12 protein-coding genes are annotated in these 15558 nt (G+C 52.4%); 10 read left to right on the top strand and 2 right to left on the bottom strand.

Annotation, left to right across the window (positions count from 1 at the left end):
- Window positions 1-4: 4 nt before the first annotated feature.
- Genes HY913_20200 through HY913_20190 form a run of 3 tightly spaced genes read left to right on the top strand, consistent with a single transcriptional unit; the run spans window position 5 to window position 3122 of the window.
- The gene (locus tag HY913_20200) at window positions 5-1204 is read left to right on the top strand and encodes a radical SAM protein (protein MBI4965610.1); all 1200 of its coding nucleotides are present in this window, start codon (window positions 5-7) and stop codon (window positions 1202-1204) included.
- A complete protein-coding gene (locus HY913_20195; protein ID MBI4965609.1) occupies window positions 1204-2433 on the top strand; it encodes a glycosyltransferase family 4 protein in 1230 nt (409 codons plus the stop codon). The genes HY913_20200 and HY913_20195 overlap by 1 nt, the downstream gene beginning before the upstream one ends.
- Window positions 2430-3122 (top strand): sugar transferase, encoded by a 693-nt coding sequence (locus HY913_20190; GenBank protein ID MBI4965608.1) that lies wholly within the window; start codon window positions 2430-2432, stop codon window positions 3120-3122. Before HY913_20195 ends, HY913_20190 begins: the two co-directional genes overlap by 4 nt.
- Here the strand turns inward: HY913_20190 and HY913_20185 are convergent.
- Window positions 3092-4051: a GNAT family N-acetyltransferase gene (locus tag HY913_20185; GenBank protein MBI4965607.1), complete on the bottom strand. Its 960-nt coding sequence runs from the start codon at window positions 4049-4051 to the stop codon at window positions 3092-3094. The two genes, HY913_20190 and HY913_20185, sit on opposite strands and share 31 nt — an antisense overlap.
- A 152-nt stretch (window positions 4052-4203) precedes the next feature.
- On the opposite strand from HY913_20185, the gene HY913_20180 reads away from it, so the two are divergent.
- The 7 genes from HY913_20180 (at window position 4204) to HY913_20150 (ending at window position 13750) form a co-directional block, all read left to right on the top strand.
- A complete protein-coding gene (locus tag HY913_20180) occupies window positions 4204-4863 on the top strand; it encodes a PIG-L family deacetylase (protein MBI4965606.1) in 660 nt (219 codons plus the stop codon).
- Between the two features lie 131 nt (window positions 4864-4994).
- Window positions 4995-5669: an acetyltransferase gene (locus tag HY913_20175; GenBank protein ID MBI4965605.1), complete on the top strand. Its 675-nt coding sequence runs from the start codon at window positions 4995-4997 to the stop codon at window positions 5667-5669.
- Window positions 5670-5693: 24 nt separating this feature from the next.
- Window positions 5694-7550 carry an asparagine synthase (glutamine-hydrolyzing) gene (asnB, locus tag HY913_20170; GenBank protein ID MBI4965604.1) on the top strand — a complete coding sequence of 619 codons (1857 nt, stop codon included), beginning with the start codon at window positions 5694-5696 and terminating at the stop codon, window positions 7548-7550.
- A gap of 88 nt (window positions 7551-7638) precedes the next feature.
- Window positions 7639-9978: a hypothetical protein gene (locus HY913_20165; protein MBI4965603.1), complete on the top strand. Its 2340-nt coding sequence runs from the start codon at window positions 7639-7641 to the stop codon at window positions 9976-9978.
- Between the two features lie 400 nt (window positions 9979-10378).
- On the top strand, window positions 10379-11362 hold the full coding sequence (locus HY913_20160) for a glycosyltransferase (GenBank protein ID MBI4965602.1): 984 nt from the start codon (window positions 10379-10381) through the stop codon (window positions 11360-11362).
- Window positions 11337-12107, top strand: coding sequence for a class I SAM-dependent methyltransferase (locus HY913_20155; protein MBI4965601.1), 771 nt, complete (start codon window positions 11337-11339; stop codon window positions 12105-12107). Before HY913_20160 ends, HY913_20155 begins: the two co-directional genes overlap by 26 nt.
- A 176-nt stretch (window positions 12108-12283) precedes the next feature.
- A complete protein-coding gene (locus tag HY913_20150; GenBank protein MBI4965600.1) occupies window positions 12284-13750 on the top strand; it encodes a hypothetical protein in 1467 nt (488 codons plus the stop codon).
- 37 nt (window positions 13751-13787) lie between these two features.
- On the opposite strand, the gene HY913_20145 is transcribed toward HY913_20150, so the two are convergent.
- Entirely contained in the window at window positions 13788-15371 is a 1584-nt protein-coding gene (locus HY913_20145) for a hypothetical protein (GenBank protein MBI4965599.1), read from the bottom strand.
- Between the last annotated feature and the right edge of the window lie 187 nt (window positions 15372-15558).

Genomic DNA, 15558 nt, shown 5'->3' with positions numbered 1-15558 from the left:
ACCAATGAAACAACGCCTGATAGATCTGCTCCGAAAATATCCCAGACTGTTCCAAGTGATGGTTTTTCTGCATTCGACCATTACAACAGTAACTAGCGGATATATTCGGAAATATATGTTCGCCCGCGACGGCAAGTCGGTTCTCCCCGAAACGGCTTGGATCGACCTGACGTACAGGTGCAATCTTCGATGCGAACAGTGCCCTCAGGCCCACGATCTGAGGCATGAAGATTCGAGGATGCTACAATACGCTGAAAAACTTAGTGAACTTAAGCTCGACGAATGGAAATCGGTTATTGATGATCTGAAGACCTCGGGAGTGAAGGGAATTGCGCTTTCCGGCGGCGAAATTTTTCTTCTCGGATTCGCCGGAGATCTGATTAGACATATCCGATCCAATGGTCTGGATTTGGCCATTGCAACAAACGGCACTTTGCTCACCCCTGAAACCGCAGAAGACCTGGTGGACCTCCGTGTGTCCACGGTTTCCATTTCCCTCGAAGGGCCTGAAGAGATCCACAACAGAATATGCAAGAACCCGAGATCTTTTGAAAACGCGCTCAGAGGCCTGGAGGCCCTTCGTAAGAGCAAGGAATCACGGCAAAGCACGCGGCCGAACCTGGCTCTTGGTGTGACGCTTACATCCTCAAACTATCTACACCTCGAACATTTGCCGCAAATCGCAAAGCAATTCAGGGCTGAGGTAAGAATCGGGATGCTCAATTACTCCTTACCCGGAAACGGACCGAGTCCCTCTGCAAGTGACAAAGGTGACGACCTGGACCTTCCGAAGCACCTTCGCACCATGGATTTTGAGAAACTTCGGGAAAGTTGGCAGAGGCTGACACTGCGGGCCAAGGAACTCGACGTGCTCACGTATACCATTCCGATGCACATGGGGATTGACGAAATAATAAGATGGTACTCCGATCCCGACTATGCGTACGCCGCTAAGTGTTTGGCGCCGTGGAACTTCGTGTACATAGACCCGTACGGAAGGCTTCTGAATTGCATGTTGGGAAACACCATGGGGGACCTTAGGATAGCGTCCGTGGCCGAGGTCTACAATTCTGCCGTGTACCGCGAGTTCAGAAACGAACTGAGAAGTTGCGGGCTGTACAAGGCATGCTCCAGATGTTGCATGCTGAGCAATCGCGTCTGGAGCCTTGTCCCGAACCTGACCTCATGGGCTCAGAAGCTCTGATGACAATTAAACTCGTCCACGTTGTCACGGTTCCCGTGACGTTGAAACATCTCCTCAGGGACCAGATAGCTTACATGAGGGGAAAGGGCCTCCAGGTTGTCGCTGTGTCATCTCCAGGTCCGATGCTGGAAGACATGGCATCCCGGGATGGCCTGGAAGTGCACGCGGTGCCCATGAGCCGCTGGATTTCCCCATTTTCCGATTTGGTAGCACTGTGGCGCCTGTTCAGGCTGTTCCGGAAGATCCGCCCGACCATTGTTCATGGTTCAACGGCCAAGGCCTCCGTGCTGGCAATGGCCGCGGCAGCCTTTGCGCGCGTGCCTATAAGATTTTACACGGTCCGAGGTCTCATGACCGAGACCCGGTCGGGAAGCTCCAGACATCTCCTAAGGGCCTTGGAGTCAGTGACATGTTTGCTTGCACAACGGGTGTTTCCTGTGAGCAAGTCGGTTGCGGCCTCGCTCATGTCCGAACGCCTGTGTTCGCCTCATAAGATAAGCCTTCTCGCCCACGGCAGCAGTAACGGGGTCGATGGACAAGGCCGCTTCAATCCCACACGAGTGACCGACTCGGACCGGGACGAATTGCGCGAGCAACTGGCAATCCCGGACAATGCTTTCGTAATTGGTTTCGTGGGCCGGATCGTTAAAAGCAAGGGCGTAGAGGAACTGATCGAGGCGTGGCAAAGCATTAGAAATCGCGGCAATTGCTTTTTGTTGATCATCGGGCATACGGAAGCTCAGGATCCTGTTTCCGCGGCCACGCTGAACGCTTTGCAGAACGACCCTCGGATAGCAAGGATAGCGGCTGTGGAGAATTCGCGGATGCCCTCCTTGTACAGCATTATGAGCTTGCTGGTTCTCCCCACGTACCGGGAAGGATTTCCAAATGTGGTGCTGGAAGCCGCGGCCATGGAGGTCCCCACCGTGGCGACCAGGGTCACGGGTTGCGTGGACGCGGTTAAGGATGGCGAGACCGGCACTCTTGTCCCTCCGCGGGAAGCGCTGTCGCTGGCAAACGCCATAGGAACGTATCTGGAAAACAGGGAATTACGGCTGCGACACGGCAGGGAAGCGAGAAAGCGCGTTCTGAGGGATTTTCAGCAGACTGCTATATGGGATGCCCTGTTTCACGAGTACATGCTCCGCGTTAACCAAAAGGGGCTGGCTCATGTGAGGGCCGGTCAAAAAGATCCCGTACAAGCTCCAGGCTCAGGTGGATCGAGATGACGCGGAGACTGAAGCGATCTTGCGACCTGGTTGCAGCCTTCTTGGGGCTGTTCCTGCTCTCTCCGGTGTTCCTGGGAGTGGCCCTCGCTGTCCGCTTGAGCATGGGCGCTCCGGTTCTGTTCGGTCAGAGCCGTTCGGGACTGCATGGAAGGCCTTTTCGCCTGTGGAAGTTTCGAAGCATGATCGACGATCGCGACGACGCGGGGTGCCTGCTGCCCGACGCTCAGCGCCTCACCCGCCTGGGCGGGGCCCTTCGCAAAACCGCATTGGATGAGCTGCCGCAGTTGTGGAACGTTTTGAAGGGCGAAATGAGTTTTATAGGGCCGCGGCCTTTGCCCGTGGAATACTGGGACCTTTACACTCCGGAGCAACGACGCAGACACGAAGTTCCGCCGGGAATAGTCGGCTGGGCCGGCGTCAATGGCCGCAACGCGAATACCTGGGAGCGGAAGTTCAAGCTGGATCTGTGGTACGTGGACCATTGGTCGCTTATGCTCGATGCGAAGATCTTTCTTTTGGCCATCATTACCGTATTGAGCGGCTCAGGAGTAAATCAAGAGGGGCACGCCACATGCGGAAGATTTACCGGGACACCTGGCCCGGCCTTGGATGGAAGGGGCGAGGGCCGAACAAGCGGTGGTCAGTTCCGAAATCATGATCAGAAGACATCCGAGTCACTCATGGAATAGAACCACGCACTTTCAGCAGACCAATTCGTTCCGTACGGCACTGAATCAAAAGAACGAGCCCCGAAAAAAGTCATTGGTGGCCCTTCCCGGAAGCCCGTGCGTTCCAGGTTCGCACGCAATGGATTGTGTCTCGGAAGCCACATTTTGACGCTTTCAGCCCCGAGTCCGAGGCCGGTTTCCACCGCAGCCGCCACAAGAGCGGTCCCCACCGTCTCTTGTTCAACAGCCACCAGATCTATTATTTCAAGGTCTGTTCCCTGGTAAAGTTTCCAAACAGCGTACCCGAGTAGCTGATCGTCATCCTTGTAGCAGATGAGTTGGTATTTGTTCTCCGGATTGGATTGAAATCGCCATCGAAGGTATGTAGCGTCGCGTTTTACGGCTATGGCATGTCTCGCGGAAACGGATGCCCACAACTGGTTGAAACCATCGTCAAAGACAGTGCATTCACCGATCTTGGCGGTCCGCTCGGGCCTGTGTTTCATTTTTCCGAGGTCCAGCCTGAGCATGGGGATCTCGCATATGTCTCGCCAGCCGAGCCTGCTAACAAACCCTTCGTGCGAGTTTTTGTTCGGAAATCCCCAAACCATGAGATAGCCCGTTTCAGCCATACGGCGATACAGACGATCCGCAAGAACAGGAAAAAGCCCTCGGCCTCGATAGTGGGGATGGGTCATGGTCGTGACCGAAAGACCACAGAGAGCGTCTTTGCCTTGGATGCTCATAAGCACGGGAGAAACCCCGTAGTGCGCCGCGAGCTTATCGCCGTCCCATGCCAATTCTATCAATATTTGTCCAACCGGATTCTCACGGAAGCGCCATTTCCAGTAGTCCATGGTCATCGTTCGGCTGCCGAAGCTTTCCCGAAACAAGGCCAGGATGGCATGCTCATCTCCCGGCATGTAGGATCTGTATTCAATCTGAGTCATTTGACCCTCTGGAATGTGGGAAAGGCGTTAGTTCGGATGAATCCCGCCGTACCGGCCGTTCGAGCCTCAACACGAGCAAAACCCTTTCTGTTATGCTCCGACAATCAGTATGTTCACATCAGACATCCACAGTGTCAAGGAGACTCTGTCCAATGCGAATGCTTGTCATAGCGCCTCATCCCGATGACGAAGTGTTCGGGGCCGGCGGCACAATGGCCAAATACGCGGACGCGGGCAATGAAGTCCACGTCCTGATTATCACCAAGGGCGACGAGCTGTTCGATCCCAAGTTGATTGAGCGAGGCAGAGAAGAAGCCGTCAGGGCCCATGCCCTCTTGGGGGTCAAAAAGACGCACTTCGCGGATTTGCCGTCCATCAAACTGGATACGCTGCCCCAGTACGAGATCAATGATAGGATATCCACATTCCTGCGTCAGATTGAACCGGAGTTGTTGTTTTTGCCCTTCCCGGGGGACATTAACCGTGATCACCAGATTGTCCATAGCAGCGCCATGGTTGCAGCCAGGCCGCTCCAAACAACTGTGCGGTGCATTTACTGTTATGAGGTGCTTTCCTCCACCAACTGGAATTCTCCTGCAATGACAGCGGCCTTTGTGCCAAACGTCTTCTGCGATGTCTCGACAACCATTGATCGCAAAATTGCCGCGGCCAATCTGTATGAATCTCAAATCAAGGCTTACCCGCACGAACGGTCACCGGAGTCGATAATGGTTTTGAGCCGCTATCGAGGCGGCTTTGTGGGTATGGAGCACGCTGAAGCCTTTGTCTGTGTAAGGCATATCCTGCCTTGAAATTGGCCGTCACGCGATAGCCCAAATCCGAAGCAATCTCGGGAAATGACTTTCCCGCGGACTGCGGGACCTACTTCTCGCAACGACACCTTGAAGAAACGGCTGCAAACTGAGCCTTGGGCGAGGGAACATTGGATCAAATATTCGTATTCGGCGCGGGCGGGCACGCAAAGGTTGTTCTGGACGTGATGGAAAGGCAAGGGCTGTACAAGCCGGCCTTTATAGTGGACGACGATGCCGGCCTCAAAGGAAGGACCTTTTTCGGCTATCGAGTCCTGGGGGGCAGAGAAGACTTGCGTGCAGCAGCCAAATCCGAACTCGTGGCGAAATGTTTCGTTGCAATAGGCGATAATTTTCAGAGATTGAGCGTAGCGCAATGGCTTGAGGATCATGGTTATGAATTGATCAGCGCTGTTCATCCTTCAGTTCAATTGGCTCGAGGAGTTTCAATCGGTGCAAATTCCGTGGTGATGGCAGGCTGCGTTATCAATTCAGACGCGAGGATCGCAAATAGCGTCATAGTGAATACCGGCGCCACGGTCGACCATGATTGCTCGATCCGCGACGGCGTCCACATAGCGCCGGGGTGCCATTTATGCGGAAACGTGGCAATTGGGCCGGCCACCTTCCTCGGCGCGGGGACCGTGGTTTCGCCCGGAGTAACAATCGGTGGGAATACCATTGTGGGGACAGGCTCCGTGGTTATTGAAGACCTCCCTGGGCACGTGGTGGCTGTCGGCCATCCTGCAAGAATAGTAAAATCTAACGTCGGTGAAACGTCGCTTAAAGGCGGTAGCCTTGTATGACTCTGCGGGCATTGAGCTTGGTTAATGTGCGGAATTAACGGCGGCTGGGTTGCCGCAGGAATTGAAAAACGGATCATCGAGGAATCGTTGGATGCGATGCGGCATCGCGGGCCTGATGACACCGGTTTGTACCAACAGCACCAAGTCTTCCTGGGAAACAGGCGCCTTTCAATAATCGACCTTGAAGGAGGTCACCAGCCGGTATTCAACGAAGACGGCACTCTGGCCGTAGTCTTCAACGGCGAAATATATAATTACCGCGAACTTATGGCCGATCTGACTTCCCGAGGCCATATCTTCAAAACGCAATCCGACACCGAGGTGCTGGTTCATTTGTATGAGCAGTGCGGGGTCGACATGTGCCGACATTTGCGGGGCATGTTTGCCTTTGCCGTTTGGGACTCGGTAAACCGGCTCATTTACACAGCGCGAGACCGGTTCGGAAAGAAACCACTGTACTACACGCTTCAAAACGGCAATCTGCTCTTTGCTTCCGAATTGAAGGCATTGCGAATCCTTGGTACGCAGACAAAAGCTGCCTGGCAAGTGAGAGACCAGGGTGTCTATGATTTCTTGTCGCTGGCTGTGATTCCTCAGCCTGACACCATCTATGACAAAGTGTATGCCCTGCCGCCCGGCTCGTGGATGGTTTTCGACGGGAGAGATTCGCGGATCGCCAAATATTGGACCTTGGAATTCCAGCCAAAACTGAAGATCTCATACCCTGAAGTCTTGCAGCACACGCGCGAGTTGGTGGGAGAAGCGGTGCGGCTTCGTCTTCGGAGCGATGTGCCGTTGGCGGTATTTCTGTCAGGTGGGATCGATTCGTCCGTAATTGCGTACGAAGCGAGCCGGTCTCTGGGGGAATCGCTTCAAACCTTTACCGTGGCCATGGGAGACGCGGACCTTGATGAATCAACCATCGCTGGAAGGACGGCCCGGGCACTGGGTGTACGCAATAATGTCTTGAACCTGGAACCGAGTCTTGTGGATGATTTGCACAAGGTGGCAAAGGCTTATGACCAACCGTACGCCGATCCTAGCGCAATTCCGACCATGAAGATTGCCAAATTGGCAGCTCAGCACGTGAAGGTGGTTCTCAACGGCGACGGAGGAGACGAGCTATTCGCCGGATATAGGCGATATTTGGCCGCACGGTACCTCAAGATCTTCTCCTTTGTTCCCAGGCCGCTTCTTAGGGCCGCGGTGAAAATTTCACAGAACCGATCCGGCTCTCGACAATCAAAGGCCGGGTTCGTTTTTCGTTTTCTGAGGGCCCTGATTGCTCGCGGAGGGGAACGGTATTTGATAATGACGGTGGACACGTTGCGGGAATCTACTAAGGCACAGGTTTGGATCAAACAGACTATGCGCGGCACTGAGGACTGGATCGAATCCCTCATGCCCACCAACAATATTGCCGACATGGACGCTCTGGTGGATTGCGACCTGCAAATAAACCTTTTGAGCGATCTCCTGGTGAAGATGGATATGGCCAGTATGGCGGCATCCTTGGAAGCCCGGTCCCCTTTGATGGATCACGAGATAGCTGAATTTTCCGCGCGGCTTCCCGCTTCTTACCGATTGCGTTTTGGCCGGACAAAGGCTGTACTGCGGGACGCGTATCGTGATCGCCTCCCGGACGAGGTGATAAACCGAGCCAAGTCGGGGTTTGATCCCCCGCTATTGTCGTGGTTGAAAAATGAGATGAGGCCTCTCACCATGGACTGTCTTCTCGGCCCCACGACCAAAATTGGATCTTATGTTGACCGCTCGTTCGTAAAAGAGCTTTTGCAGGGCAGGACTGCTCAAGACTGCAATTGGGCTTTGCTGGTCTATTCTCTCTTGATTCTTGAGCTGTGGCTGCAAGAGTTCGCCTAACTTCGTGACTTCTTTATCGTACCTTATTAACAGGAGATATGCGGAATAGCGGCCATTGGTCACTGTTTAAAGCCAAGCAACAATGTCCATGTCAGAGATACAATTCTCAAGCAAAGCAACTCGGAATGCCATGTCCGCCGAGATGGAACAATCCTGTTCTCAGCCTGCACATTCGGATGATGCGAGGTTAACTGCCGCGATTTTCGCGTCTGTGGTCGCAGGAGTTCTCACCGGCCTCTACGTTGCAGCTCGTATAGGTTTACGAGACAATTCAGTGGCGGTTGCTCTGGAAACCTTGTCGTTGAGTTTGTTCGTCCTCTTTGCTCCGCCCATCTTCCGCTCGCTGGTCGGGCTTTTGGGCCTGAAGCCGGACGGCTCGTGGCTAAGTTCAGACTCGGCGATCTCGTTGGCCGCTTTCTTGGTCTTACCGATTACCGGGTTTGCGGGCCGATCCGTGGGTGTTACTGCTTTGACCGCCTTTGAGGTTCTTGGTTTTGCCTTCTTTGCGGTGAGCTTCTTGGGCTGGCTTCGAGGGAGCGGCATTGGCCGAAGCCTGCTTTTTCTACTCTTGTCGCTTTTATTCGGTCTTTGGGTAGCGGGAGCGGTTTGGGGTTCCGGATATCAGAACCCGCTCTACGAGGAGGCTTTGGCTGCCGGTTACTATTTGAGCAAGGACATTCTGTTGAATGCATCGTTGTCCGGTATGATTCAGACATATGGTATCCCCAGCACCGGGCTCGATGGTTTGATCTATTGTTCGTATCACTGGGGCGCTTACTGGTGTTTCGCGGGAATCGGAGAAATCCTGCGCATGGACACGATCAAGTTCGCGCAGCTTGGCTTCCCGGTGATCGCGATACCATTTTGGCTCTCACGTCTGCTCATCTTTGTTGTCGAGGTCCGGGAAGTAGTCAGTGACGGTAGAATTACCGGAAAACTGAGGAGCCACTACGCGTTTTGGCTAGTTTTTTTCACCGGTATGATAGGCTTTCTGCCGACGGAGGCAGCCAGAAATATGGCCCTTGGTGGAGACCTGCATTTCATTTCCGTCACTTACACCGTGGGTCTCGCATGGTGTTTCGGCGTTCTATCCCTGGTCGTGTCTGTATGGCGCAGGAGTGCAAAGCCACCCGGGATTCTGACGGCGACTGACCATGTACTGATCTGCACAATTCCCATGCTGCTGTTCGCCGTAGGTCTTATGAAGATTTCTCTGATGTTCCTCCTGGTTGCCATCTATGCCTATCTTTTCTTCAGGTTGCGTTTGTGGCGCTTTCGAACTCCTATTGTTTCTTTGTTATTGAGCGCATTGATGTTGGTAATTGCGGTCAAGCTTACAACAAACCCGGGGTCTGGCTTTGCTCATATCTATCCCTTCGGCTTCTTTATCTCCAACGTCGCGTTTGCCTGGAAGCCTTTCTTTTTGATGTTTTTCTATTTCTGGTCATGGGTTTTCATCATCTGGCGGTTCTACCAAAGCAGCGTGACCAGGCTCGGAGACCTAACGGAGGCCTGGCGCGAAAAAAGGATTGTTGATGCGGAAGTAGTCGCAGTCGCATGTCTTGCCGGAACCGCTCCTGCTTTTTTGTTGGCGATTCCTGGTGGAAGCGGAATCTATTTCATGGATTTTCAAAACTGGTTTTCATTGGGCCTTTTGCTGGCCAATATCGATGCGGTACAGAAGAAAGTCGTTGAACTATTTGTGGGGCCACAAGAGGGGCATTTTGATTGGAGACACGTTCCCCTGGCTTACGTGCTGTTTTTTGTGGTGGGGATCGGATGGATTGGATGCCTCCTAACGAATGGTTCGCAAGCGGTCTTTCGCATGGTCTCGTCAAATGTGGCCATCAGGTGCGCACTGGCCGGGACGAACTCTCCTAACTTTATTTGCGGTCGTATGGAACAGCGCGTGGCGAAGGAATCGGGAGGAATGGCATGGCTCTCGCTATGGAATCTGCTCGCCAATGAGAGGGTTCCCTTATTCAACGAGGCCCAGCAAAACTTGGAAAAGAATCCCAGGTACAAGATTGTGCAGGTCTTGAAGGACTTGCGGGCCCTTCCGCCGGAAGAAAGAAAGAAAACTCTGATATTCATCCCGCAATCGAACCGCGCTTACTGGGACCTGATGCCCGTGTGCGCAGCAGTTCCTTTCATAGCTCCTGCTATAACAGGAATGGCCTTGATCGACGGTCTGCCAAGCGCTGACTGCCCCGTGCGATCAGATACCTTGATCAATCAGTACGCTGTTTACCGTCTGAAGAGCCATGAGGACAGGCCTTTGGACCCGGATGAAGCCGGCTTGTGCAATAGGGTCCTTTCCGAAGGATTCGATAGGCTGATAACTGTCGATGCGGACAGCGGCAACGCTTCGTCGGTGCGCCATGTTGCCTGCTCCCAGACCCCGCCGCGGGCAGGTTCCAGTAAATAGGGGTGCCGCGGAGCATGTTTGACGAAATATTCAACATCATCTGGAACGGGTTTTGAGTGACGGAGAGGCTACCTTAATTGCCCCGGCCCGGCTGGAAGGTATTTTTTGAATCGCTTATCGCCACTGACGATCAAATTGAAAGCGCTCACCGGAATTGTTCTTAAGGGGTAAAGATGGTAAAAAAAGGAGAGGTAAGAAATAAGGTGATTTGCCGAGCAATAGGTTGGGAACCCCTTCTAGTCAGCCCTCCCCAAGGAATCATCCTGCAAAGGCGTTCAATTTGGCTGGCAAATCAAAGTTGACTTGACGGCTTGCCCATATAGAAAGGCTTTCGTTCAGCGAAGGTACTGAAGATGCACGGCTCATGGTGCCTATAATGTTTGGATCGGCGTAAGGGACAATGGCAGACGAGACCTCGCTCCAGAATCGGATTATAATATGTATCCCTGTGTTTGATGATTGGGATTGTGCCATAGAATTGCTTCCTCGCATTGACAATGTTTTCTCGGGAATGATTTACAGACCGGAAATCCTTTTCGTCGATGACGGATCCACTCAGCCGCCTCCGAAAGAAATCGCCCTCAGATTGGAACGCATAACAAAAGTCGGCGTCCTCAGGCTAATTCGCAATGTCGGACACCAGCGAGCCATTGCCATCGGCTTGGCTCACATCTACGAAAACGTTCCGTGTAGAGCGGTGGTCGTGATGGATGGCGATGGAGAAGATTCTCCGGACCATATTCCCAGGCTTATTGAGCGCCTCGAGGCCGGAAATTTTGGCCAAATTGTATTTGCGAAGAGGTCTCGTCGGACAGAGGGGGTTCTGTTCAAGGTCTTGTATTGGCTTTATAGATGGGCGCATTACGCTCTCACCAACACAAAGATCCGAGTGGGCAACTTCAGCATCATCCCGTACGAACTCCTGCCTGACGTTACGAGTACGGCGGAAGTGTGGAATCACTATGCTGCGTCTGTCTTCAAAGCGAAACTACCGATTGATATGGTTCCATTGGAGAGATCCAGGCGATTGCACGGAAAGTCAAAAATGAACCTTCCCGCGCTGGTTACCCATGGATTAAGCGCCATGTCGGTTTTCTCGGATATAGTTGGCGCACGGCTGCTCGTGGCCAGTGTCATGGCGGGAGTTGTTCTGTTACTGACGACATCTGTCGTTTTGTCCATGCAGTTTTTTGCCGGACTGGCCATACCCGGCTGGACTACTGCCGGACTGGGAATCCTCATGTTGTTGGTGCTGCAGCTATTCGTGATCGCCCTCTTTTTTGCCTTCGCCACCCTGCAACGTCGCTCCGCGATAGACTCATTTTCACGGAAGCAATGCCTCCAGTTCGTTAGGTGCTATGAAGAACTCCGATCCAAGACTTGATTCGTACAAATATAGTGGCGGCGAACTTGAAATGATGGGCCAAACCGTCAACTGGATTAGTTACTTGGCCAATCAAGTGAAACCGTTCATTCGGGGAGATGTCTTGGAGGTCGGGTCGGGAATGTGTGCAAAGACCCTGACCTTATATGGCCCCTGGTGCTCCAAATGGGTGTGCCTGGAACCTGACCGGGATTTGGCAAGACGTGGTCAAGAGTCGCTGCGCGCAAACGGTCTGGAGTCCCTGGTTGAAATCCGCGTAAAAACAATAGCAGATGTGTCTTCCTACGAAAAATTTGATTCTATCATTTACATCGACGTGCTGGAACATATCCTGGATGACGGCGGGGAGTTGCAGAGGGCAGCCGGTTTGTTGAGGCCGGAAGGAACGATGATTATTGTCGCTCCGGCCCATTCATTCTTCTTCAGCCCTTTTGACGCTGCTGTCGGACATTATCGGCGTTACAACGGCAAGTCCCTGAGAAAGATAATGCCTGAGCCTTTAATTGAGGTACGTGTTGCCTACCTTGATTCGTTGGGAATGTTGGCCTCTCTTGCAAATCGTGTTCTGCTGCGCCGCTCGATGCCCACCGCCGGCCTGCTCAGGCTTTGGGACACTCTCTTGGTAAGACTTTCTCGCTTTGTGGATTTCTTCGTTGCATATACCTGCGGGAAAACCATCCTGGCAGTCTGGCGCAGGCCAAGTGACGATCCGATCTCCTCTGAGACCGCGGAAGAGGGTTCATGACGCCATCGCCGGACAGGGCGGCTTGCAATATATCTTCGCCTGCCGGAACCACCCTGAGCTTGGCGGCAGGGGTATTGTCGTTAGTGGCGGCATGTTGTGGGCTTTTGACCATAGCTCTGCTTAGCAACCTTCCCCTCAATCTTGACTGTGCCGTGTACCTTGGCGGGGCCAGGCTAATGCTCGAAGGCGCTGTCCCATACGTGGATTTCATCGACACTAATCCACCGGCGGCATTCTTGATTCATTTATTACCCGTATTGGTCTCGGATCATCTGAAACTTGATTTAACATTGGTTTTCCACGCAATGTCTGCCGGTCTGGCTCTTTACTCGGCAGCGACGGTGTTCTATTTGCTTGGATTTTTATCAACAGGTATGTCGTATCCTTCGAGACTTGCGCGTGCCTCAGTGCTGATCTCATTCGCCGCGTACGTGGCTGCGTTTGGTTGGTTGGGTGAAAGGGATTATTTATTTGTAATTACATACATACCTTTCTTGTACATCAGGCTTTGTCGTCACACCGGGAAAGAGCCGGGAAAGCTGCTCGCCGTGGCTTCGGGGCTGCTATGCGGTGCATTCCTGTTGCTGAAACCGCATTTCGTGGTCGCGGCCGTTGGTGTTGAGACGTTCCTCTGCTACAGATCCAGGCGATTTCGCGAATTGGCCCGCCCCGAAGTCCTGACTGTAATCATATGGTTTGGCTTTTACGCAGCTTTCTTTGCTTTTGGCTCAAGTGAGATGAATGAAGCCTTCTTTGGTCGCTGGCTGCCGTTCATTGCGAATTACTATGTCGAGTACGGATGGGGATTATCAGAAATCGCGTTAAGGTCAATCCCGTTCTTCCCGGCTTTCTGTTTTTTTGCGGTTGTTTTGGCTGTCATTTCGCTTGTCATGGCGCGTAAGGTCGAAACCGACGGTAGACTTCCGATGGAAGCGCTGGTGATAGGGACGCTGTTGACCTACGCCATGTTTCTGGCTCAAGGCAAAGGCTGGTTCTATCAGTTGTTTCCTACTATAGGTTTTTTCGCGTTGCTTTCAGTTGATTTTTTCGATCGGGTATTTGAGCTTTATCCCCGCGGAAAGGGCATAGCGACATCTACCGGTCGGACAATTGCCATTACATTAATCTGTTTGGGGTTGATTTTAGGCAACGTAGCACTCGCTGGTCATCGGGTGGCAAAGAGGGATGCGGTCAACGCTTACCGGGAACCTTTCATCGCAATTGTCAAAAGCTATACTTCTCGAGGCGATCGAGTACTATTCCTTTCGTACTCCCTCGATCCGGGATGCCCGGTCGTTGTGCAAACGGATCGTCGGCCTGGATCACGGTATTTTCCCAATCTTTGGCCTATAGAGTACCTTTATCTTAGGGCAAAGGCACCATGGAACTCGTCGACCAACGAAGATACATTGAAGAGCCCAAATGATGAAGTGCGAATGATGTTAAATGAACTTGGCGAAGACGTCATGAAGCTAAAACCCAAACTAATTTTTGTCGACACATTCAAACCTCCAGGAGGGGTTCCTAGTGTACTAGATTGTTTATCGCACAATGGATGGCAAAAGAATTTTATGGCAAACTACAAGCTGTTGGCCACAATCGAAAAATTCGAAGTGTACTTAGAGGCCGGATCAAACAGATGAGCTTGGTCACGCCGGAGTATCTCAAGGTCAAGGCGATTCAGAGTTGAAGCCTCTTGAATTCCAAACGAACTATTTGAGGTAGCGTCTCACCAAATCTTGACTTGTCGAAAATTTCACGGAATTTCAGTCGAAACAGGCTGCTTGCGCTGAGTTCCGGGATGATAGGCAAGATCGTGACTTTATACTCAGGCATTTTCGGGACCCAATGCGTAAGACGAACGGCTTTTGCCAGGTATATCTCGTCGCCGCTTTTCGGTCCGCGAAGCTCGCGACAAAGCGATTCCGCTTGGGACTGCCAGTCTTTGGTTCGCTCGTCGATTCCGAATCTTCGCTCATCATTGAAGGCAAGATTCATCAGCGCCGTATAGTCATAATAACGTAGGATTCTCTTCTTCACGTTCCATTGTTGAGCCTGGTCGCTAAACAGAAAGGAAGTGTGATCTTTAATCGTGTCACTGGCCTTGAGTACCCTCACAAGAGACAGCTGCTTGTACCAGTCTCTCCAATACTCCATATACACTTTAAAGGAGGCGCTTACGAAAACGCTCAGAACCAACGAAGCCAGCAACACGCGGAAAGCGCTGTTCAACTTCACAAGGCTGCTCAATTGCCAAATTATGCCACATATGACAAAACCGGCGCCCAGAGGTAGTAAACGACCGTGCCTGCTACCCCAATCCTCATAGGTAGATGCCTTTCCCACTGCAAGATACGGGAGCATAGCGAGGACCAGGCACAATATGCCAATGACCATTAGAAGAGCGGCCACTCGCCCTTTCTCCGGGCCTTGGGCGGTTCCGCGAGGCCAAAGCCAATACAAGACCGTGGTACCGGTCAGAATCCCTATAACCTGCAATGGGTTCAGCGGCACCACCGAAAAAACTACGGGCTTGACCAACCCCTCCCTTATAAAATAAGCCCAGAGCCTGGGAGACAAGAAACCCCATTCAAGTTCGTTGTACCCCGCGATGGCGGCCGGGAACCAGATCCTTTGCACAACCCAGAATACTAACGGTAAAGCTATGAAGTCCGCGTAACGTAACGGAAGGGACAGCCATTCGCGAGAAGAACGAAGCATACCGCGCTCCTGATACCAGATGTATGCAAAAACCAAGGCATAGAATACCAGCAAAGAATTCACCCAAAAGCTGACGAAGAAGGCTAAGAGAGCCGCGACACGAAGTGTAATGCATCTTGAGATCAAGTACCTCGACAATAACCAAAATCCTAAGAAGCAAAGAAAGTAGCACGCAGAATCAAAAGACAACATCGACAATACTCGCGTAGTATCCGCGGGGAAAACCATGAAGATAGATACCAGACAGAATCTAACCTCAGGATCTATCTCGTGTATTTGTGTTAGGATGCCATAGAGAAGTAGCGCGGCGCCAAGATACGTCAAAAAAGTGCAAAGTCTGGCTGCAAAAGAACCGCCCGCGTCTTGAAGGAAATTGAGAAAAAGGCCGGCCAATGGTTTGCCTACATTGGACCAGGCCTTCATCGTTACTGTCGGGTCAGGGTGAAAATAGACCCAGTCATCATAGAAATTACCGGTGGTCACTAAGATAGGTAAGTGGGCTGCAAAATAGATCAGTACCAGAAAGCCCATTTCGCGTTTCATAGGGGTCCGCTTTCACGCTGTGAAGATAGCTCTGGCCAAGGTAAGGGCACTCCTGCGTGTCCGCCCTGCATTTGGTGTCACGCTCAGGTGCGCTTCGGACTCCGGTGTTGCTCACTAAAGCCGACCGCGTTTCCGGCAACCCTTTTTGCCAAAGAGTATCTATTCACAATGTCCCTACGTCAATAGC

Source organism: Desulfomonile tiedjei (assembly GCA_016212925.1).
Taxonomy (GTDB): Bacteria; Desulfobacterota; Desulfomonilia; order Desulfomonilales; family Desulfomonilaceae; genus JACRDF01.
Note: the sequence above shows the minus strand (reverse complement) of the source record. Positions and strands in the feature narration are given on the sequence as shown.